Here is a 20,015-nt window from a genome sequence, read left to right on the forward strand (position 1 = left end):
GCGGGAGGTAGGGGTCAGACGCGGATGACGCGCGGTCCCATCAGCGCGTAGCGGTGGGCCTCGGCGGCGGTCAGGCCGGTGCTGGTGACGATGGCTTCGAAGTCGCCGACCTCCGCGAAGCGGCAGAAGCTGCTGGCCCCGAACTTGCTGTGGTGGCCCAGGAAGATCCGTCGGCGCGAGACCTCCAGCGCCTTGGCCTTGACGTCCGCCACGACCGGGTCCGGTGTGGTCAGGCCGAGCTCCCTGGAGATGCCGTTCGATCCCAGGAACGCCACGTCGATGACGAACCCCGCCAGCATGGCCGAGGTCCAGGAGCCCACGGTGGCCAGGGTCCTGGCGCGGACCCTGCCGCCGAGCAGCAGCACGGTGATGTTGGCGGACTCCGCGATCGCCGCAGCGGTCGAGAGCGACGCCGTGACCACCGTCAGCGGCCGGTCCGAAGGCAGCAGCGCGGCCAGGATCTGCGGGGTGTAGCCCTCGTCCACGAACACGGTGTCGGCCTCGCCGAGCAGCTTGACGGCCTCGGCGGCGATCCGGCGCTTGTCGTCCACGTGCGAGTTCACCCGGTGCGCCAGGTCGGTCTCGAAGCCGGCGCCCTCGACCGGATAGGCGCCCCCGTAGGTGCGCCGGACCAGGCCCCTGCGCTCCAGTTCACTGAGGTCCCGTCGGATCGTCTCCGGCGCGACCGCGAAGTCGACGGCCGCGGCGGCGACCTCCAACTGACCCTGGTGGCGCACCAGAGCCAGGATGCGGTGCTTGCGCTCCTCCGAGTTCAACTCCATCACCGGCCCCTTTGATCCGGTCCGGGCACGGTGCGCCCGGTTTTGCCCGCATGAGATTTATATCAACGGGCATGTCCGGTGGAGCTGCCCGGACCGGAGAAGATCTGCCCGGTGATGTCCGGTTCGGTTGCGCGAAAGGCCAGTTCAGCGGTGGGGGCCGAGCAACTTGACCGTGTACAGCGCCCGGCCGCCCGGCGCGGATGCCCGATTGGGCTCGTGACGGGCGGCCGGGCTGCCGGGGCGGTGCTCAGCTCAGCCGCTGCACCTCGATGAGCATGGCCTGCTCCGGGTTGAGTGTCGGCATCGGCAGCCCCGCCAGGGCCAGTACCGCGCCCGGGAGTTGGACCCAGCCGTCCAGGGCGCGGGTGGTCCAGGCCGGTCCCGCGGTCTGGTGCAGCGAGGGCAGGCCGAGCTCGGTCCGGATCCGGACCCGGTAGCCGGCTCCGGCGTCCAGACCCGGCAGGCGTACCCGGCCGGACTGGCCGGCCGGGGAGGTGGTCAGCCTGGCCCAGCAGTACAGGGCCTCGGCGGCCCCCTCGGCGACCACTCCGTGCAGCAGGGTCGCCTCGTCCGGCAGGTCCGCGCGGACCACCCGGCCGCTGTGCAGCAGCGGGCGGAACTCCCGGTACAGCCGCGACCAGGCGCTGAGCCGCGCCAGCTCCCCGGGTGTGCAGCGGGTCAGCTCCTGCTCGATCCCGGCGTGCCCGAACAGCGCGGTGACCAGGCGGAAGGTGTCGGAGCCCGGCCGCCCCGTGGTGTGGCTGGGCGAGGGGCCGACATGGGTGCCGACGAGTTCGGGCGGCACCAGCTGCCCGGTCCAGCGCTGGATCGACTGGCGTTCCAGCGCGTCGTTGCAGTCGGAGGGCCAGATCCGGTCGGTGCGCGCCAGGATGCCCAGGTCGACCCGGCCGCCGCCGCTGGCGCAGCTCTCGATCTCCAGCCGCGGATGGCGCTGCCGCAGTGCGTCGACCAGCCGGTACAGCGCGTCCACCTGCGCCCGGCCGCCGGGCCGGTCGGCCCCGCCGGGGCCGCGACGGACCGCCTCGTGCAACTCCCGGTTGTGGTCCCATTTCAGGAAGTCGACGGCGTAGTGACGGACCAGGTCGTCGAGCGCGGTCAGCAGGTACTGCCAGGCGTCCGGGTCGGCCAGGTTGAGCGTGTACTGGTTGCGCGCGGTGGGGCCGAGGCCGGCGGAGGGTCCCAGGATCCACTCGGGGTGGCTGCGGGCCAGGTCCGAGTCGGGGCTGACCATCTCCGGCTCCACCCACAGCCCGAACTCCATGCCCAGCGAACGGACGTGGTCGACCAGGGGTGACAGTCCGTCGGGCCACACCTCCTTGTCCACGGTCCAGTCCCCCAGCCCGGAGGAGTCGTCGCGACGGCCGGTGAACCAGCCGTCGTCCAGCACGAAGCGCTCCACGCCGATCACGGCGGCCCGGTCGGCGAGCTTCAGCAGGCGGTCCAGGTCATGGTCGAAGTACACCGCCTCCCAGCTGTTCAGGATCAGCGGGCGCGGGCCGCGCGGATGCCCGGGACGGGCCCGGAGCATCCGGTGGAAGCGGTCGGCGAGACCGTCCAGGCCGGCGGCGGACCAGGAGAAGTGGCAGACCGGGGTGCGGTGGCTCTCGCCGGGGCCGAGCCGGACCTCCCCGGCCCGCAGCAGTTCCCCGCCGCCGAGCACGGCGGCGTGGGTGCCCGCACCTTCGGGCAGCCGCTGCACCAGGTAGCGCTGGTCCCCGCTCCAGCCGACGTGCAGGCCCCAGACCTCACCGTGCCCGAAGCCGAAGCCGGGGGTGCCGACGGTCATCAGATAGGGCGAGTCCACCCCCGGCTTTCCGCGCCGCACCTCGCGGTTGTAGCCACCGAACCCCAACTCCCTTCGCTGCGGCGACCGTTCGCGGCTCCACTTGCCGGTGAAGTCCAGCACCTCGGTGGCCCTGGCCGGCAGCGGCAGCAGCAGGGTCAGCTCCGAGAGGTCGTACGGGGCCGAGCCGTCACCCGCAGCGGACCTGTTGGCGACCTCGGCCTGCACGCCGAGCACCCCGGCCGGGTCGAGCCGGTAGCTGACGGTGATGTCGAGATCCGCGTCCGCATCGTGCAGACGGATCGTCAGTTCACCACCGCCGTCGGCCCCTTCGCTGTGCTCGACGCCGGTGCTGGTGACCCTCGGGGTGGTCCCGGTGCCGGCCCGGTGCCCCTGCTGGGCAGGGGTGCCGGACCAGCCGTCGGCCTCGGTCGGCCAGACGGTGAACCGGCGCGGCAGGTCGACGGAGTTGTTGAGCACGGCGGGCTCGGCGGTCAGACTCAGCGCGGCGCCGTCCGCGTCCGAGAGATCGCCGAGGTCCGCGCCCCAGTGCAGGACTCTGGGCACCGGCTCGGTGAGCTCGACGACGAGTGCGGCGCCTGCCGCGCGCAGGGAGACGATCCGCGCGGGGATGCTGGGCATGTAGTGAGTCCTTTCCGCATGCCGGTACCAGGGGGGGGTCAGTTGTTGCCGGCGAGGATGCTCTTGCTCTTGCTCTGCATCGTCGCGAACACGTCGTCGTTCTTCTGGCCGGCGAAGTATGCCTCGAACAGCGGCTCCATGGCGTCCTGCATGGCGGCTCCGTTGCCGTAGACCGTCGCGGCGAAGAGGACCTTGTTGGTCATCATGCCGGTGAACACCGACAGGTCGACACCCTGGGCCGCCATGGCCTTGGCCGAGGAGTTCATCGCGGCCGGGATGGACGGGAAGAAGGTGCCGGTGGTCGAGGCCGCGCTCTGGCACTCCTCCGAACCCATGTAGGAGACCCACTTCCAGGCCAGGTCGGGGTTCTTGGTTCCGGCCCAGATGTTGTTGCCGTTGGAGTTGCTCATCACGGCGCGCTTGCCGTCGGGGCCCAGCACGGTGGGCGCGATGCCGACCTTGACGCCCGGGATCTTGGCGAAGGTCGACGCCTCCCAGGAGCCGCCGGTCTCCATGGCGACCTTGCCGGAGGACAGCTGGTCCACGTCGCTGGTGGTGAAGGTGCCGATCTTGGGCGCGTAACCCTTGTCGGTGAGCGAGCGCACCCAGTCCATGGTCTGCACGAAACGCGGGTCGTCGTAGTTGAAGACGGTCGGCCAGGTGGCCTTGTCGCCGAGGGTCCACCCGGTGGTGGCGACGAAGGAGCTCCAGGTGGACTCGCCGATGAAGTCCTTGGCGGCGATCGCGCCGAAGCCGTACGTCTTGACGTGCGCCTTGTCGAAGCCGGGCTGGTCGCCGCGCACGCCCTTGTCGTCCACGGTGAGGTGGGCGACCATCTTGCCGAACGTGCCGCCGTCAGTGGGGTTCCAGGTCATCGAGTCGACCTGCTGCTTGGTGTAGCCGGCCTGGGCGAGCTTGGTGGCGTTGTAGTACATGCCGGTGGCCGCCCAGTCCAGCGGCAGCGCGTACTGCTTGCCGTCGGTGAACTTCCAGGCGTCCACGCCGACCGAGAACTTGGACATGTCGAACTTGCTCGCGGCGATGTCGCTGTCCAGCGCCAGCAGTTGGTGCTGCGAGGCGTACGCCTGGAAGAACTGGACGCTGTTCTGGAAGGCGTCCGGGGCGTTCCCGGCGACGAAGCCGGCGGTGAGCTTGGTGAAGTAGTCGGCGACGTCGTACTGCGAGATCTTGACGGTGACGCCCGGGTTGGCCTTCTCGAAGGCGGTGGCACAGGTCTGGTAGGCGGCGGCCTGCTTGTCGTCCCAGGTCCACCAGTTGATGGTCTTCGAACCGGAGGCGCTGCTCGACGAGCTGGCGCAGCCGGAGACGACGGCGGTCAGGGCGACGGCCACGGCGAGCGCGGGAAGGGTGCGGATTCTCATGGTTGGTTCCTCGATTCATCGGCCGCGCCGGGAGGACGCGGGCAGGAGGGATCCCGGCACCGGCCGGTGCGGCCGGCGCCGTGGGGTGGGGTGAGGTGGGATCGGTTCGGGTGGGCGGCGCTCAGCGCCCGTGCTTGAGCAGGTCCCGGAAGGCGGGCAGGACCACGGCCAGGTCGTCGCTGCCGCCGGCGTCGTGGCCGTTGTACTCCCAGGCCCGGATCTGCTTGGCGCCCGCGTAGGCGTGGAAGGCGCCGAAGGCGGTGGACGGCGGGCAGACACCGTCCATCAGTCCGGCGGAGAACCAGGCGGGTGCGTCGGCTCGGCGGGCGAAGGCGATCCCGTCGAAGTAGCCGAGGGTGGCGAAGACCTGCTCGACCCGGTCCCGGCGGGCGGCCAGGTAGCCGGCGAGCTCCGTGTAGGGGCCGCTGCCGGTGATCCGCGACGCACGCCGGACGTCGCACAGGAACGGCGCCTGGAAGTGGGCCGCGCCCAGCTCCGGGACCAGTCCGGCGACCGCGAGCGCGATGCCGCCGCCCTGGCTGGCCCCGACCACCCCGACCCGGCCCGGGTCGACCAGCGGCGACTGCCGCACCGCTTCCACGGCGCGCACCGCGTCGGTGAACACCCGCCGGTACACGTAGTCGCGCGGATCCTCGATGCCCCGGGTCAGGAAGCCGGGGTGGGAGGGGCCGCTGCCCGCCGGGTCGGGGGTGGCACCGCCGCCCGCGTAGGCACCGCCCTGGCCGCGTACGTCCATCACCAGGTGGACGAAGCCGGCCGAGGCCCACAGCAGGTCGTCCAGCGGATGTCCGCGCCCGCTGGCGTAGCCGTGGAACTGCACCACCGCCGGCAGCGGCCCGCTGCGCTGCCGAGGCGCCCGCAGCCAGCCGCGGACCGGATGGCCGCCGAAGCCCGCGAAGGTCAGGTCGAAGACCTCCACGGTCTCCAGCGGGGTCTCGACCGGGGTCAGCGTCGGCGCCAGCTCGTGGCCGCGGGCCTCGGCCAGGGTGCCGCTCCAGAAGTCGTCGAAGTCGGCGGGTTCCTGGAAGCTGCTGCGGTACTCCCACAGCGCGGGGAGGTCCAGATCGGTCAGCACGGTGCCGTCACCTCCCCGGGGACCTCCCGCAGCCCGGCGTCCAGCACGGCCTGCTCCCCCACCGCCAGCTTCAGCGTCACCGTCCGCTCGGCGAAGCGCACCAGCACCGGTTCCGCGCCGTCACCGCTCACCCGACGGACCGTCACCAGTGCTGGCACGCCCCCGGACCAGGCGAAGTCGACCTCGACCCCGCCGCGGCAGCGCAGCCCCCGGGCCCGGCCCTGCGGCCATTCGGCCGGGAGGGCCGGCAGCAGGTGGACCGTGCCGGCGTGGCTCTGCAGCACCATCTCGGTGAGCGCCGCCATCAGCCCGTAGTTGCCGTCGATCTGGAACGGCGGGTGGGTGGAGAAGAGGTTGGGCAGCAGCCCGCCCCACTGCGAGCCGTCTACCGGGGCGTCGGTGTCCGGGTCGGCCGCCAGCGGCCCGGACGCCTCCAGGAAGAGCGCGCGGGCGGTGGCCGCGTCGCGCAGCCGGGCCCGCAGCACGGTCTTCCAGGCCCACGACCAGCCCATCGCTCCGGGGCCGCGACGGTCCATCAGCCGCAGTGCGGCGGCGGCCAGTTCCGGCGTGGCGTCCGGGTCGATCTGCCCCAGCGGGTGCACCGCGATCATCTGGGACAGGTGCCGATGGCTGGGGTCCACCTCGGGGAGGTCCTCGGCCCACTCCTGCAGCCAGCCGCCGGCGGAGACCAGCGGCGGGCGCAGCCGTGGCAGCGCGGCGCCGATCTCCGCGGTCACCGGGTCGTCGTCGAGCCCCAGCAGTTCCGCCGTGCGCAGGGTGCGCTCGAACAGCGCCCGGATCAGGGCGCTGTCCATGGCCGGGGAGCGGGTCAGCGACCGCGGGCTGCCGTCGGCGGCGCGGAACAGGTTCTCCGGCGAGGTGCCGGGGAGGGTGTCCAGGAAGCCGTTGCCGTCGTCGACCAGCCAGTCCAGGCAGAACAGCGCGGCGCCGCGCAGCACCGGCCAGGCGCGGTCCCGGAGGAATCCGGTGTCCCGGGTGAACTCGTAGTGGTCCCAGAGGTGTTGGGACAGCCAGACGCCGCCCGTCATCCAGATCGCCCAGGAGGGGTTGCCGTGGCCCATGCCGACCGGCAGCGCCCAGCCCCACATGTCGGTGTTGTGGTGGGTGACCCAGCCGCGCGCGCCGTAGAGCTCGCGGGCGACCGGGGCGCCGGTCAGGGCGAGCCGGTCCAGCAGGTCGAACAGCGGCTCGTGGCACGGGCCGAGCCCGGCGGCCTCGGCGCCCCAGTAGTTCATCTGGGTGTTGATGTTGACGGTGTAGTTGGACGACCAGGCCGGGCGCAGCTCGGCGTTCCAGATCCCCTGCAGGTTGGCCGGCGGTCCCGCCCCCGGGCGCGAGGCCGAGGCCAGCAGGTACCGTCCCAGCTGGAACAGCACGGTGGCGGTGAGGAGTTCGTCGCCGCCGCCGAGGACGTCCCGCTCCACGTCGAAGGTTCCGGCCCGGCGCGGCCCGATGGTCAGTTCGGCGGAGCCCAGCAGGGCCCGCAGATCGGCCCGGTGCTGGCGCAGCAGTTCGTCGGCGCCGAGGGCCAGGGCGCCGGAGGCGGTGGCGGCGGCCGCCTCCCGGTGCTCCTGGCGGGTCCGGGACCGGTGGCCGGCCCAGTGGTCGGCGGCGCTGGTGGAGCTGGCCACGGTCAGCAGCGCGTACGACATGCCCTGGACCGACCAGCCGCCGTCGTCCGCGCCGACCCGGCCGTCGGTGGCGATGCTCAGCGCGACGGCGCCGTAGGGGTCGTAGCCGTCGACGGGTGCGTCGGCGTAGCGCAGCGGTTCGGCGACGGAGGGCTCGTGCGAGGGGGCGCCGTCCACGGGTATCTCGACCCCGAGAACGCCGCCGGCGTGGTCGTAGCCGGAGTGCACCACCCGCAGCGGGGAGGTCAGCGCGAGCCGCAGGTCGGTGCGTCCGCCCTCCACGGCGAGGGACACGCACAGCGCACCGGCGGGGGCGCTGGCCCAGGTGAGCCGGCGGACCCGGAGGCCGTCCAGCTCCAACTCCTCCTCCACCACGCCGTCGTCCAGGTCCAGGGTCCGGCCGAGGTAGGCGGCCTCGCCGGGCCCGTCGCCGTCGGTTCCCAGCGTCATCAGCAGGTCGGCGTAGGGCAGGTACTCCTGGCTGTAGTCGCCCTGAAAGTCCATCAGTAGTGCTTCGGCGGTGGCGTGGTCCTGCTTCCTGAGCGCCTCGCGCACCTCGGCCAGCCGCTCGGGACCGGCGCCGCGGGCGAGGACCTGCTCCAGCGCGGCGGCAGGTCCGCCGGGCGTGCCGGACCAGACCGTGGAGTCGTTGATCTGGATGCGCGCGCTGTGCGCGCCGCCGAAGACCATCGCTCCCAGCCGGCCGTTGCCGACCGGGGCGGCCTCGTTCCAGACGGCCGCGGGGCGGGGCCAGGAGAGCCGGAGCCGGTGGTCCTGCTCCTCGGACGGGGCAGGGGAATCGGGGATGGGGTTCATGGGGTGACTCACTTGATTCCGGAGAAGCCGATGGAGTTGACGATCCGTTTGCCGAAGACGGCGAAGAGCAGCAGCATCGGCAGGGCGGCGATGAGGGTGGCTGCCATCAGTCCGGCCCAGTCGGGCGCGGCCTGCGGGGAGGACTGCTTGAAGACGGCCAGGGCCAGGGTGAGCGGGCGCACGCTGTCGTCGTTGGTCACCAGCAGCGGCCAGAAGTAGTCGTTCCAGGTGGTGATGAAGGTCAGCATGGTGAGCGTGGTCAGCGGCGCCGCGGTCATCGGCAGGGTGATCCTGAACAGCACCCGCAGCGGGCCGGCCCCGTCGATGATCGCGGCTTCCTCGATCTCGGTGCTCAGCCCGAGCATGAACTGGCGCAGGAAGAAGATGTTGAACGCCGAGAAGAAGGCGCCCGGCAGGATCATCCCGGCGAAGGTGTTGGTCAGGCCGAGGTCCTTGATCAGGACGAAGTTGGGCAGCAGGGTGAGGATTCCGGGCACCATCAGCGCGCACAGCAGCACCGAGAAGACCGCGTTGCGCCCGCGCCACTGCAGCCGGGAGAAGGCGTACGCGGCGATGGCCGAGCAGAAGACGATGCAGGCGGTCAGCACCCCGGCGTAGATCACCGAGTTGCGCAGGAACAGCGCGGTGTCCAGTGAGGCCCCCGAGCCGCCCTGGGCCTGGGCCTCCGCGACGCTCGATATGCCGAGGGCGCGTTCGAAGCCGCCGAGGGTGAAGCCGACCGGCAGCGGTGAGGACGGATCGGTGGCCAGCGCGTAGTTGTTGGACAGCGCCGTGCGCAGGATCCAGTAGAACGGGAAGATCGTGACGAGCACGACGCCGGCGATGTAGAGCCAGGCCAGGGCGCGGCCCGGGGAGAAGCCGGCCCTGCGGGCACTGCCCGAGGTGTGCGGGGTACGGGTGTCGTGGGGCGTACTGCGCCCCGGCATCGTCGCGGTGGACAAGGTCACGCCTCCTTCAGTTCAGGTCCGACTCGTTGGCGCGGGCGAGCCGCATCTGGGTGAAGGTGATCGCGATCAGCATCACGAACAGGGCCAGCGACATGGTCGCGGCGTAGCCGAAGTCGAACTGACTGAACGCCTTGTCGTAGATGTACATCTGCAGCACGTTGGACGCGTCGGCCGGACCGCCCTTGGTGGTGACCTGCACGATGTCGAACACCTGGAACGAGCTGATCACGCTGAGGATGACCACCATCACCAGGATCGGCCGCAGCAGCGGCACGGTCAGCCGCCGGAACATCTGGAACTCGCTCGCGCCGTCGATCCGTCCGGCCTCGTACACGGTGGCCGGGATGGTCTGCAGTCCGGCGAAGATGAGGACCGCGTTGTACCCCATCGACTTCCAGACGCTGATCAGGGCCAGCGAGGGGACCGCCCAGGAGCTGGTGCCGAAGAACATCACGGTGTGACCGGTGAGCTTGTTCAGGACCACGTTCACGATGCCCAGTTGGGGATCGAGCATCCAGGACCAGACCAGTGCGGCGACCACCCCGGAGATCAGGAACGGCAGCAGGATCAGCGCACGGATCACCGTCGACCTGGTGAGCCGGTGCAGCACCACCGCGGTCACCAGCGAGACCAGCACCCCGACCACCACCGACAGCAGCACGAAGTAGAGGGTGACCCGCAGTGAGTGCCAGAAGACGTCGTCCCCGACCAGCTCGCGGAAGTTGGCCAGGCCCACCCACTTCGGGGGTGTGAGGACGTGGAAGTCGGTGAAGCTGAGGTAGATGCCGCGCACCGTCGGATAGGCGAAGAAGACCAGGAATCCGACCACGGCCGGGGTGATCAGGATCAGGGCGAGCCGGCCGTCGTGCCGGTGCGCCGCGGACGCGCGCCCGGACGTGCTGCCCCGTGCTCTGCCTCTTCCCTGCTCGATGACCTGCGCCACGGTGTGCTCCTTTGCTACGGCTGCGGCGGTGCGGCCGGTCGGCGGCCCGCCGGATGGGGGCGGGCCGCCGCCGGTACTAGAGGGTGATCTTGTCGATGTCCGACACGTAGTCGGTCGGGTTGCCGAACTCGATGCTGTTGGCACCGGCCTTCAGCTGGATCGGGACGGTGACGGTCTGCGGGGTGCCCCAGTCGTTGTTGTTGGTGCCGGACAGCGGGAGCTTGAAGGAGGTCCCGTTCACGGTGACCACGACGGTGCGGCTGGAGTCGCCGTCCACGTAGGCGATGTCGACCAGGTAGGTGCCGGCGCTCGCCACGGTGATGTCGGGGAAGGTCAGCGTCCCGGTACCGCCCAGGTTGCCGACCTTCTTGCCGCCCGAGCAGTTGCTGCAGTCGGCGATCGAGGCGTTGCCGGTGAGCGTGTTGGCGGAGGACTCCGCCTCGTAGCCGACCGCGCCGCCGGATCCCTTGGTGGTGAGCGTCAGCGGCGTCCCGGCCGCCGACCGGTGTCCGGACCTGTCGACGGCCAGCACGGTGAAGGTGTGGGTGCTGGAGTACCCCAGGCCGTAGACGGTGGCCGAGGGCCCGCTGACGGAGACGGACTTCTTCCCGTCGGTGTAGACCTCGTAGCCGGTCACGGCCGAACTACCGGCCGCCGAAGGAGCCCAGGCCAGCGAGACGCTGGACGACGTCGAGGCGGTGCCGTGCACGTTCGCCGGGATCGTGGGCTTGTTGCTGCCGGCCGGGGTGATCCGCAGCAGCCGCGAGCCGTGGGCGGGCAGCGCGGCGCTGAAGCTGCCGTTGGACTGGCCGAGGTTCTGGTGGCTCCACAGGTCGCGGACCGCGGCCGAGCCGCTGATCCCCAGGTCGCTCCAGTTGGCGGTGGTGGTGGCCGGGTCGCTGCCGAGGTTGAACAGGGCGACCGTGTAGCTGCCGTCGGCGTTGCGGGTGTACCAGGTCTCCTGGTCGGAGCTCTGGCTGACCGGCGTGGCCGGGGTGCCGGCCTGGTCGACGGCGAGCACCTCGTCGTTGGTCAGCAGCGACAGACCGTAGCTGTCCAGCTTGGTCAGGTCGTCACCCGAGTACAGCGGCGCCGACTCGATCGCCCAGAGGGTGGCGTAGCTCTGCCGTTCGGCGTCGGTGAGACCGTCCATGGCCCCGTTGCCGACGTCGAGCGAGTCCAGGTTGTTCCAGTGCCCGGGCCCGGCGTCGGGGATCCACTGGACCACGTCGTTCCAGCGCTGCTTGACCGAGTTGTTCCAGGTCACCAGCGTGCCGCAGTAGCACTCCACGTCGGTGTCGATCCGCCAGCCGTTGGAGTTGGCCTTCCAGACGTCGGCCTGGTTGTGGCTGAGCGCCCAGGAGATGGTGAACTGGATCGGACGGCCGGTCTGCTTCAGCGCCTGGGACCAGGCCTCGACGTCGGCGGTGTTGTCGTAGTTGGCGCCGCCCTGGAAGGAGCCGGGGCCCACCCCGTCGAGCTTGAGGAAGTCCACGCCCCAGCCGGCGAACTCGTCGGCGATGGAGTCGATGTAGGCCTGGGCGCAGGAGCTGGAGAAGTCGATCTTGTAGGCGCTGTTCCAGCCGTTGGTGGTGCGCAGGTCGGGGTAGACGATGTCCTTGGTGGTGCAGCCGGCCGCGCCGTAGATCGGGGTGGTCCCGGTGCCGTAGGCCTTGGGGTCCAGCCCGACCGCCAGGTAGATGCCCAGCTTGAGGCCCTTGCCGTGGACGTAGTCGGCGACATGGGCGATGCCGTCGGGGAAGGTCGTGGTGTTGGCCAGCGGGCGCCCGTAGCCGTCGAAGCCGTTCTGCCAGCCGGCGTCGATGTTGACGTACTGGTAGCCGTGCGACTTGAGCTTGGCGGCCACCACGTCGGTCTGCTGCAGGATGTGGGCCTCGGTCAGCCAGCTGGCCGAGCCGGTCGTGTTGACGCCCGGGTAGTTCGTCGACTCCAGGCTCCAACTGCTCCAGCCCAGATAGGGCTTCTGGGCCAGGACCGTGGACGGATGCGAGGCCGGGGCGGCTGCGGGGGCGGCTGCCGGGGCCGGCGCGGCGGCTGTTCTGGCGGCGGTGGGCACCGCCGCGACGGCCGTGGTCGGCGCCGCGAAGGCGGCCACCAGCGCGGCCGCCGTCAGCACGGCGGGGGCGAGGGTGCTCCGCAGTCCGCGCCGGAACGGCGTACGGGTGGGTCGGAGGCGTACGGGTCCTGCTGGAGGAGGTGCCATGACTACTCCATCTCGGCGCGCTGTTTACTGATCGGGACCTGACAAAGCCCCGATCGTGCCCGCGCACGATCGGCCGTCCGGAAAATGGGTGGAAGAGCAGAAGCGTCCGCGGCCGGGGGGTGGGGGTGGGGTGGGAGCCGGCCGCACTCGGAGGCAGAGCGGACTGTCCTGGTCCACTCTGCTGTGGATTGCGGCGACTGTAGCCAGGGTTTCCTTCCAGCGTCAACATAGTCGGCACCACGTTTCGCGGATTCCTGAGAGAAACTCTTAGGGAGTGGCGACAACCAGGGACTTCTTTACTTTCCTGCAGAAAGGTATGGTCAGCCCGTGACACTCTCCGACCAGCCACCCGCCGCAGCGCTGGTGTTCCAGACCCTGCTCGCCCACGGACCGCTCACCCGGGCCGAGACCGGCAGGCGCACCGGGCTCTCCCCCGGCGCCGTCACCAAGGTCGCCACACCGCTGCTGGCCGACGGATGGATCGCCGAACTGGCCGAACCCGCCCCGAAACGGGCCACGGGCCGGCCCGCCACGCTCATCGCGGTGCGCGGGGAGCGCGCCCGCTTCATCGGGGTCAAGGTGACCGCCGACGAACTCATCGGCGTGGTAGCCGATCTGACGGCCCGTCCACTGGTCACCCGCCGCGCCGTACTGGACTCCAGGGACGTCGGCACGGTCGTGCTGGCCATCGCCCGACTGGTCGAGGAACTGCGCGCCGCAGTCCCCACCGGACCGGACGGCAGCGGCGGGGGCGGCGGGCAGGACGGCAGCGTCCAGGACGGCGGGATCCACAGCATCGGGGTGACCATCTCCGGGGACGTGGACGGGCAGACCGGCGTGGTGCAGTACTCCCCGTTCCTGAACTGGCACCGGGTGGCCCTGGCCCAACTGGTGGAGACGGCCACCTCGACACCGACCGTGATCGAGAACGACGTCCGCGCGCTGACCGTCACCGAGCAGTGGTTCGGCGCCGGGGCCGGCCTCTCCTCGTTCGCACTGATCACCGTGGGAGCCGGCATCGGCTGCGGGCTGTCCATCGGCGGCCGCGTCGTCTCCGGGGCGCACGGCGTCTCGGGCGAGGTGGGCCACCTGCCGGTCGGCGGCACCGAGCGCACCTGCACCTGCGGCAACACCGGCTGCGTGGAGGCCGTCGCCTCCACCCATGCGATCACCGAACAGGCCCGGGCCGCTACCGGCGACCCGGGGCTGACCATGACCCAGGCGGTCCGCCTGGCCCACTCCGGGGATCCGGAGGTCCGCGCGGTCTTCACCCGGGCCGGACACGCACTGGGACTGGCCATCGCCTCGGTCGCCAATCTGATCGGCCCGGAACGGATCATCATCTCCGGGGAGGGCGTGGCGACCTACGACCTCTTCGCCGACCAGGTCCGCGAGACCTTCGCCGCCCGGGCCTTCGGCGCCGCCGCCGAGTGCGACCTGCTGCTGCGGCCGCTGCCGTTCGAGGAGTGGGCCCGCGGTGGCGCCGCCGTCGCGGCTCAGCACCTTTTCGCCCCGCCCAAGTAGCCCGGCTGTCGCATGGACCAACTAGCTACGAAAGCGTATTATCCGAAAGCGTGAAGTCCGAATCCGTCCCTCCAGGACCCTCGGTGCTGCTCGCACTGCAGCGCGCGACGCACATCACGCTGCAGCTGCTCGCCGCCGAACTCGCCGAACTCGAACTGACCGCATCGGAGATCAACGCACTGGCCAACCTGGCCGACGACCGCGGCCGTACCGTCTCCGAGCTGGGCGCCGCCATCGGCACCCGGCCGACGACGCTGACCAGCGTGCTGGACCGGCTGGAGCGGCGCGGCCACATCACCCGGGGCGCCGTGCCCGGCGACCGCCGCGCCGTGCTCGTCGGGCTGACGCCGTCCGGCCGTGCCGCGGCCGCCGTGATCCGGCGGACCCTGGCCGATCTGGAGCAGCGAGCACTGAGCGACCTGCCCCCCGAGGCGGTCTCCGGGTTCCACACCGTCCTGGACTCCCTGACCGAGGGGGAACGATGAGCGACCATCCAGTCGGCCCCGAGTCTGTCGACACACCCGACTTCCAGACCCTGATGCGGGAGGTGATGGCGGACGCCGACCGCTTCGGCCACCGCCAGCACATCCGGCTGACCTGGCTGGCCGTCCGGAGGTTCGGCACCTCCGCGGCAGTGGAGCTGGTGAGCGAGGGCATCCGGAGCACCGCGCGCTACGCCGGCGCACCGCAGAAGTACAACGCCACGGTCAGCCGGGCCTGGGTCGAGCTGGTGGCCCATCATGTCCTCGAAACGAGGACAAGTTCCGGGACTTCCGGCGCCCCGGACACCTTCGACGCATTCGACGCCTTCGCCGAGCACCACACGGCGCTCCTCGACAAGCGGCTGCTCACCCGCTTCTACCGGCCCGCGACGCTGGCCGGGACGGGGGCCCGAACCGGCTGGGTGGAACCCGACCTCGCGCCCTTCCCCTGGCAGCCGCCCCGGTAGCCCCGCCCCCGGTCGGCCCGCTTCGGGTTTGGGACGGCCGGCAACGGCTAGGGGACTGCGGTAGCGGTCGTCGCTCGGAGGGGAACTCGTGCACCTCTGGATCCGCCGAATCCTGGCGGCGCTGGGCGCCGGTGCCGTCGTGCTCGTCGCCGCAGCACTGGCCGTCTGGCTGTCCGTGCAGGTCACCCCGCTCCAGTCGGTGACCGCCGTCGGGCAGAGCATCCAGGTCGGCGCCGCCTCACCGGACCTGAGCCTGTCCGGCCCGGGCGAGCTGGACCTCTTCGGCGAGGAGATCCCGACCCGGCCGCAGTTCGACGGGCCGATCCGGCCGCGCCTGCGGCTCACCCACATCGACCTCAACGCCCAGGCCAACTCGATCACCAAACCGGACCAGCAGCAGTCGGCCGAGGCCGGCATCAGCCGGGCGCTGTCCTCCGGCTGGACCCGCTACCTGGTGTGGGAGACCCTGGTGGCCGCCGGCTTCGCGGCGCTGCTGGCGGTCGCCGTCGCCGGGGTCCGCCGCTCCAGCCGTGCGGCCATGCTGAAGATGCTCGCCGCCTCGGTCGCGGCGGTGGTCGTGCTGAACGCCGTCGGCGTCTACCTGATGGCCTCCTCAACCCCGAAGGTGCTGCGGCAGGTCCGCACCATCGCCGACCTGGTCGGCGAGGACCCGACGGCCCCGCCGCCGCCGAGCGGACCGGCCATCAAGGGCATCCAGGCCGTGGTGCTCGGCGACTCCACCGCCGCGGCCATCGGCAACCCGCTCGTGGACCATCCCGATGCCCTGGACCGGGCCTGCGGACGCAGCAGGGACTCGTTCGCGGCCGACCTGAGCCTGGTGAACGGCTGGAAGGTGCTCAATCTGGCCTGCAGCGGCGCCACCATCCCCGGCGGCCTGCTGGGCCCGCAGCGGCTGGGCGACGCCGAGGCGCCCACGCAGTTCTCGCTGGCCCGGCAGGCGGCCCCGGCCTCGGTGTTCATCGTCAGCATCGGGGCCAACGACATCCACTGGTCCGCCATAACCGAGCTGTGCGCGGCCGCGAACGCCTGCGACGACAAGGCCTCCACCGCCTACTTCCAGCAGCAGATCGCCGGGTTCACCGCCGACTACTACGAACTGCTGGGCGACCTGGCCGCGCTGCCGCAGCACCCCACCGTCCTGGTCAACGAGTACTACAACCCCTTCGGCGAGAACCTCGGCTGCCTCGCCGCCCAGGGCATCACCAGCGCCAAGGCCAAGGTGCTGCAGTCCCGGCTGGACGACCTCAACACCGTGCTCCGCCAGGGGGCGCGCACCTTCGGCTTCATCGACGTGCCGCAGCACTTCGACGGCCACCAGCTGTGCAGCGACCAGTCCTTCGTCCAGGGCCCGGACGCCAACGCGCCGCTGCACCCCACCGCGGCCGGCGAACTCGCCATCGCCCTGGCCGACCAGCAGGCCCTGACCCGCGCCGCCCAGGCCACCCCCAGCCCCTCGACCAGCGCCACCCCCTGATCTCCTCGCTCCAAATATTGCGGGGTGCGCATATTTGCGTGCCGCGCATGTTTTGCTAGGCTCACTGCATGGGACTCCGGGAGCGCAAGAAGGCCGAGACCCGGGCGGCGCTCAGCTGGGCGGCGATCCGGCTGACCGTGGAGCGCGGGTTCGACCAGGTCAAGGTGGAGGACATCGCCGAGGCCGCCGGAGTCTCGCCGCGCACCTTCAACAACTACTTCTCCAGCAAGGCCGAGGCGGTCGTCGCCCGCCAGTTCGACCGGTACCTGCGCATCGCCGAGGCACTGAGCGAGCGTCCCGCCGAACCGCTCTGGGACGCGATCACCCACGCGGTGCTGCCGCAGTTCGGACCGGACGCCGAGACCGCCGCCCACCCGGTCGGCGACGCGGCCCGGTGGCGCGCGGGCGTGTACGCGATGATCGCCCAACAACCGGCCCTGCAGGGCGAGATGCTGCGGGCCGGGTCCGCCGCCGAGGCCCGCATCGCCGAAGCCGTCGCCGAGCGCACCGGCACCGACCCGGCGAAGGACCTCTACCCGCACCTGGTCGCGGCCGCGGTCCTGGCCGCGGTCAACACCGCCCTGACGCACTACCTGCGCAGCGACCCGCCGGTACCGGTGGAGCGCCTGCTGACCGAGGCCATCACCCGGATCGCGGCGGGCCTGCCGACGCCCTAGGCGCCCTCTCGCCCAGGCAAGTCTCCTGCCCACCGCGCCCTGTCCAGAAGGGGATTCCACCCATGATCGACGTCGTGATCGCGGGCGCCGGGCCCAACGGCCTGATGCTCGCCTGTGAACTCGCCCTGGCCGGCGTGCGTCCGCTGGTCCTGGAGCGCCTCACCGAGCCCTCCCCCGAGCAGCGCGCCAACGGCCTGGTCGGCCAGGTCGTGCGGATGCTGGACCGGCGCGGTCTGTACGAACGGCTGGCCGCGCCCGGCGCCGTACCCGGCCCCACGCCCCGCTTCCTGTTCGGCGCCTTCCCCCTCGACCTGCACGACCTACCCGACAACCCGCTCTACACGCTGATGGTGCCGCAGCGCCGGATCGAGCAGATGCTCGCCGAGCGCGCGGTCGAACTCGGGGTGGAGATCCGGCGCGGCCACCAGGTGACCGGCCTGGCGCAGGGCGAGAAGTCGGTGACCGTCGAACTGCACGGGCGCGAGCCGATCGAGGCGGCGTTCCTGGTCGGCGCGGACGGCGGGCACAGCGTGGTCCGCAAGCTCAGCAGGATCGCGTTCCCCGGTGTGACCAGGGACAGTTCGGTGTCGCGGGCGGGACATGTGAGCGTGGCTCAGCAGATGGTCGGCCCCGGCGGCGAACTCGTCGTGCCCGGCTTCGGCGTGGTACCGCCGTTCCAGCACCTGCGCACCGAGCACGGACTGATCGCCTGGGCGCCGTTCCCCGGCGGCGATCCGCTGATCAGCGCGGTGGAGTGGGGTCAGCCCGCCGAGGGCGAGGCCTCGCTCGACGAACTGCGGGACAGTGTCGGCCGGGTACTCGGAGCGGACCTGCCGCTCGGCCCGCCTACCGGGCCCGGACCGCATGTGATGCGGCGGCTGTTCGGCGGCAACACCCGGATCGCGGACCGGTACCGGGCCGGCCGGGTCCTGCTGCTCGGCGACGCCGCGCATGTGCACTCGGCGATCGGCGGCCCCGGACTCAACCTGGGCCTGCAGGACGCGGTGAACCTCGGCTGGAAGCTGGCGGCGGAACTGCGCGGCCACGCCGCCGAGGGGCTGCTGGACACCTACCAGTCGGAGCGGGCGCCGGTGGCCCGGCGGGTCGCGATGCACACCCAGGCGCAGTCGGTGCTGATCCAGCCCGGCGGCGATGTGACGGCGCTGCGCGAACTGTTCGGCGAACTGCTCGCCCAGTCCGGGGTACGGCAGCACCTCGCCGACCTGCTGTCCGGAGCGGACATCAGCTACGACATGGGCCCGGCGGGCCCAGCGACCGGTCCCCTGGTCGGCCGCTGGGCACCCGACCTGCCGGCCCTGCCCGACCTGCGCCGACTGACCAGCACCGGCCGCCCGCTGCTGCTCGATCCCAGCGGCGTTCTGGACCTGGGCCGCTGGGCCCCACTGGTCGACGCCGTACCCGCCCCGGGACTGGACACCGCACTCCTGCTCCGCCCCGACTGCTACGTCGCCTGGCAGGGCAGGCCGGCCGGCGCAGGCCGCAGCGCCGGCGACGGCCTGCACGAGGCGCTGGGCACCTGGTTCAAGGCGCCCTGAGCTCCGTCAGGCCAGGCCGACCACGGCCAGCGCGGTGGTCCAGTTCTTCGCGATGGCGGAGCGGGCGGCGGCGAGCGTCACCGTGCCCTTGCACACCGCGTTCTTCAGCTTGGTCTCCACGCCGTCCTTGGTGGTCGCGGTCTTGGTGCCGTAGCGCGGCTCGGGCCACAGGTTGTGCACGTCGCGCGGCGCGCCGCCGAGCTCCAGCGGGACCAGGTGGTCCTCCTCGTAGTCGGCGGTCGAGGTGTCGGTGTAGCCGTACTGGGCGATCTGAGTGACCTTCAGCGGGTCGGTGTACGAGGTCGGCGGGCGCACCGTGGCCGTCCAGCCGGACACGCATATCGTGGAGCCGATCGTGGACTGGGTGACGTCCGGGTTGTAGGCGCCCGGCTGGCAGGTCGGGTCGGGCAACGGCAGGTAGGCCTGGGAGCAGCTGGTGGCGGCATGGGCGCTGCCACCGGTCGCGAGCAGCAGGCCGCCGGCGGCCAGCGCGAGGGCGGTGGTGGTCGCGGTCAGGCGGTGACGGGACATGGGAACGCCTCCCTGGGAGTGGTGCCACACGGGCAGCAAAATGCGATGCGTCCATGACAACACCGAAAGGGTTACGCGTGTAGACCCCTGCGAGTAAACAGTGGATGCACCTTCGGTCCCATGCAGGATTGAGCGCGTTTTCATCGTCCCCACATGCACGGCGCACATCGTGGTACCCACAAGCCCCGGAAGGGGAGCCAGCCAGGTCACGGAGGCAGCCATGAGCACCAGCGTCAAGGTCGACCAGCAGGACAGCACGTTCCGCCCCGAGGGGACCGTCGGCACCGTCGCCTGGTCGGTCGGCGGAGAGCGGCGCACCGCGACGCTGCGGATCGTCCGCCGCGAGACCGCCGACCTGCCGCGCCCCAGCGACCTGCTGACGTTCACTCAGGCAGCGCCGGCACCGACCGGGACGTCCGCCGAGCAGCCGACCCGGATCACCGACCGGCGCAGCAGGCGCCAGTCACCCAGGACCCGCACCCGCCCGGTGCACGAGGCGGCCTGACGGGTCGGGCATCAGTCGGGCGTCAGCCGCCCGCCCCCGGCGGGGGCAGCAGGTCCGCGAGTTCATCCGGTGCGGCCTGCCGCCAGGAGTCGACCACGATGTCGCGGAGCTCGTCGAGGTCCTCCAGCGCCGCCAGCCGGGCCCGCACCCAGGACGAGTTGGCCTCGTGCGGCGGCACCCAGAACTTCTCCGGCTCGGAGGCGATCAGCTCGAACCGGTCGACCCTGGGACAACGCACCGCGAAGGACGTCCCGTCGTCCGGGACCGTGACGAACATGCGGCCCGCGACGTGGAAGGTCGGGTGGTTCCACATCTCCTTCTCCACCGTCTGCGGCAGCGACAGGGCGATCTGGCGGACGTCGTCGGCGTCGAGCACGGGCACTCCCTTCGGCTACCGGACTCCGGGGATCAGATTCTACGGCGACGACCACCCGCCGGAGCAGCAAGCGGCCGGACTCGCCGCACCCGT

17 protein-coding genes are annotated in these 20,015 nt (G+C 71.5%); 7 read left to right on the plus strand and 10 right to left on the minus strand.

The annotated features are described in order from the left end of the window. Positions 1 to 14 precede the first annotated feature (14 nt). The 8 genes from ABUW04_RS21385 to ABUW04_RS21420 form a co-directional block, all read right to left on the minus strand. Complete coding sequence (locus tag ABUW04_RS21385; protein WP_030264748.1) at positions 15 to 782, minus strand: DeoR/GlpR family DNA-binding transcription regulator; 768 nt, start codon at positions 780 to 782, stop codon at positions 15 to 17. A gap of 247 nt (positions 783 to 1,029) precedes the next feature. Next, positions 1,030 to 3,228: an alpha-galactosidase gene (locus tag ABUW04_RS21390; RefSeq protein ID WP_380566254.1), complete on the minus strand. Its 2,199-nt coding sequence runs from the start codon at positions 3,226 to 3,228 to the stop codon at positions 1,030 to 1,032. Positions 3,229 to 3,266: 38 nt separating this feature from the next. Then, complete coding sequence (locus ABUW04_RS21395) at positions 3,267 to 4,610, minus strand: ABC transporter substrate-binding protein (RefSeq protein WP_380566255.1); 1,344 nt, start codon at positions 4,608 to 4,610, stop codon at positions 3,267 to 3,269. A gap of 121 nt (positions 4,611 to 4,731) precedes the next feature. Further along, on the minus strand, positions 4,732 to 5,706 hold the full coding sequence (locus ABUW04_RS21400; protein WP_380566256.1) for an acetylxylan esterase: 975 nt from the start codon (positions 5,704 to 5,706) through the stop codon (positions 4,732 to 4,734). Further along, positions 5,700 to 8,174 carry a glycosyl hydrolase family 95 catalytic domain-containing protein gene (locus ABUW04_RS21405; RefSeq protein ID WP_380566257.1) on the minus strand — a complete coding sequence of 825 codons (2,475 nt, stop codon included), beginning with the start codon at positions 8,172 to 8,174 and terminating at the stop codon, positions 5,700 to 5,702. The genes ABUW04_RS21400 and ABUW04_RS21405 overlap by 7 nt, the downstream gene beginning before the upstream one ends. An 8-nt stretch (positions 8,175 to 8,182) precedes the next feature. After that, positions 8,183 to 9,121 (minus strand): carbohydrate ABC transporter permease, encoded by a 939-nt coding sequence (locus ABUW04_RS21410; RefSeq protein ID WP_030264734.1) that lies wholly within the window; start codon positions 9,119 to 9,121, stop codon positions 8,183 to 8,185. A 28-nt stretch (positions 9,122 to 9,149) separates the two neighbouring features. Continuing rightward, positions 9,150 to 10,085: a carbohydrate ABC transporter permease gene (locus tag ABUW04_RS21415; RefSeq protein ID WP_380566258.1), complete on the minus strand. Its 936-nt coding sequence runs from the start codon at positions 10,083 to 10,085 to the stop codon at positions 9,150 to 9,152. A 76-nt stretch (positions 10,086 to 10,161) separates the two neighbouring features. Beyond that, positions 10,162 to 12,309 (minus strand): fibronectin type III domain-containing protein, encoded by a 2,148-nt coding sequence (locus ABUW04_RS21420; RefSeq protein ID WP_380566259.1) that lies wholly within the window; start codon positions 12,307 to 12,309, stop codon positions 10,162 to 10,164. A 327-nt stretch (positions 12,310 to 12,636) separates the two neighbouring features. Here ABUW04_RS21420 and ABUW04_RS21425 point away from each other — a divergent pair, with 327 nt between their 5' ends. From ABUW04_RS21425 to ABUW04_RS21450, 6 genes are all read left to right on the plus strand, one after another. Further along, positions 12,637 to 13,833, plus strand: a complete 1,197-nt coding sequence (locus tag ABUW04_RS21425; protein WP_030264724.1) for an ROK family transcriptional regulator — start codon at positions 12,637 to 12,639, stop codon at positions 13,831 to 13,833. Positions 13,834 to 13,883: 50 nt separating this feature from the next. Further along, a complete protein-coding gene (locus ABUW04_RS21430; RefSeq protein WP_030264722.1) occupies positions 13,884 to 14,318 on the plus strand; it encodes a MarR family winged helix-turn-helix transcriptional regulator in 435 nt (144 codons plus the stop codon). Beyond that, complete coding sequence (locus ABUW04_RS21435) at positions 14,315 to 14,782, plus strand: hypothetical protein (protein WP_030264721.1); 468 nt, start codon at positions 14,315 to 14,317, stop codon at positions 14,780 to 14,782. The genes ABUW04_RS21430 and ABUW04_RS21435 overlap by 4 nt, the downstream gene beginning before the upstream one ends. Positions 14,783 to 14,870: 88 nt before the next feature. After that, entirely contained in the window at positions 14,871 to 16,277 is a 1,407-nt protein-coding gene (locus ABUW04_RS21440; RefSeq protein WP_232242748.1) for an SGNH/GDSL hydrolase family protein, read from the plus strand. Between the two features lie 68 nt (positions 16,278 to 16,345). After that, positions 16,346 to 16,954: an acyl-CoA-like ligand-binding transcription factor gene (locus ABUW04_RS21445; protein WP_030264718.1), complete on the plus strand. Its 609-nt coding sequence runs from the start codon at positions 16,346 to 16,348 to the stop codon at positions 16,952 to 16,954. Positions 16,955 to 17,016: 62 nt separating this feature from the next. Beyond that, the gene (locus tag ABUW04_RS21450; RefSeq protein ID WP_380566260.1) at positions 17,017 to 18,510 is read left to right on the plus strand and encodes an FAD-dependent monooxygenase; all 1,494 of its coding nucleotides are present in this window, start codon (positions 17,017 to 17,019) and stop codon (positions 18,508 to 18,510) included. Positions 18,511 to 18,516: 6 nt separating this feature from the next. Here ABUW04_RS21450 and ABUW04_RS21455 read toward each other — a convergent pair whose 3' ends face one another. Next, the gene (locus ABUW04_RS21455) at positions 18,517 to 19,041 is read right to left on the minus strand and encodes a hypothetical protein (protein WP_380566261.1); all 525 of its coding nucleotides are present in this window, start codon (positions 19,039 to 19,041) and stop codon (positions 18,517 to 18,519) included. 220 nt (positions 19,042 to 19,261) lie between these two features. Here ABUW04_RS21455 and ABUW04_RS21460 point away from each other — a divergent pair, with 220 nt between their 5' ends. Further along, positions 19,262 to 19,546, plus strand: a complete 285-nt coding sequence (locus tag ABUW04_RS21460; protein ID WP_380566262.1) for a hypothetical protein — start codon at positions 19,262 to 19,264, stop codon at positions 19,544 to 19,546. 22 nt (positions 19,547 to 19,568) lie between these two features. Here ABUW04_RS21460 and ABUW04_RS21465 read toward each other — a convergent pair whose 3' ends face one another. Further along, positions 19,569 to 19,922, minus strand: a complete 354-nt coding sequence (locus ABUW04_RS21465) for an MmcQ/YjbR family DNA-binding protein (protein WP_037597990.1) — start codon at positions 19,920 to 19,922, stop codon at positions 19,569 to 19,571. Between the last annotated feature and the right edge of the window lie 93 nt (positions 19,923 to 20,015).

This window comes from Streptacidiphilus jeojiensis (assembly GCF_042510965.1).
GTDB classification, from domain to species: domain Bacteria; phylum Actinomycetota; class Actinomycetes; order Streptomycetales; family Streptomycetaceae; genus Streptacidiphilus; species Streptacidiphilus jeojiensis.

Coding starts and splice junctions, on each gene's coding strand:
- ABUW04_RS21405 (WP_380566257.1), bottom strand. CDS start 8,174: ATGAACCCCATCCCCGATTCCCCTGCCCCGTCCGAGGAGCAGGACCAC.
- ABUW04_RS21445 (WP_030264718.1), top strand. CDS start 16,346: ATGGGACTCCGGGAGCGCAAGAAGGCCGAGACCCGGGCGGCGCTCAGC.
- ABUW04_RS21385 (WP_030264748.1), bottom strand. CDS start 782: ATGGAGTTGAACTCGGAGGAGCGCAAGCACCGCATCCTGGCTCTGGTG.
- ABUW04_RS21390 (WP_380566254.1), bottom strand. CDS start 3,228: ATGCCCAGCATCCCCGCGCGGATCGTCTCCCTGCGCGCGGCAGGCGCC.
- ABUW04_RS21450 (WP_380566260.1), top strand. CDS start 17,017: ATGATCGACGTCGTGATCGCGGGCGCCGGGCCCAACGGCCTGATGCTC.
- ABUW04_RS21460 (WP_380566262.1), top strand. CDS start 19,262: ATGAGCACCAGCGTCAAGGTCGACCAGCAGGACAGCACGTTCCGCCCC.
- ABUW04_RS21410 (WP_030264734.1), bottom strand. CDS start 9,121: ATGCCGGGGCGCAGTACGCCCCACGACACCCGTACCCCGCACACCTCG.
- ABUW04_RS21395 (WP_380566255.1), bottom strand. CDS start 4,610: ATGAGAATCCGCACCCTTCCCGCGCTCGCCGTGGCCGTCGCCCTGACC.
- ABUW04_RS21455 (WP_380566261.1), bottom strand. CDS start 19,041: ATGTCCCGTCACCGCCTGACCGCGACCACCACCGCCCTCGCGCTGGCC.
- ABUW04_RS21435 (WP_030264721.1), top strand. CDS start 14,315: ATGAGCGACCATCCAGTCGGCCCCGAGTCTGTCGACACACCCGACTTC.
- ABUW04_RS21420 (WP_380566259.1), bottom strand. CDS start 12,309: ATGGCACCTCCTCCAGCAGGACCCGTACGCCTCCGACCCACCCGTACG.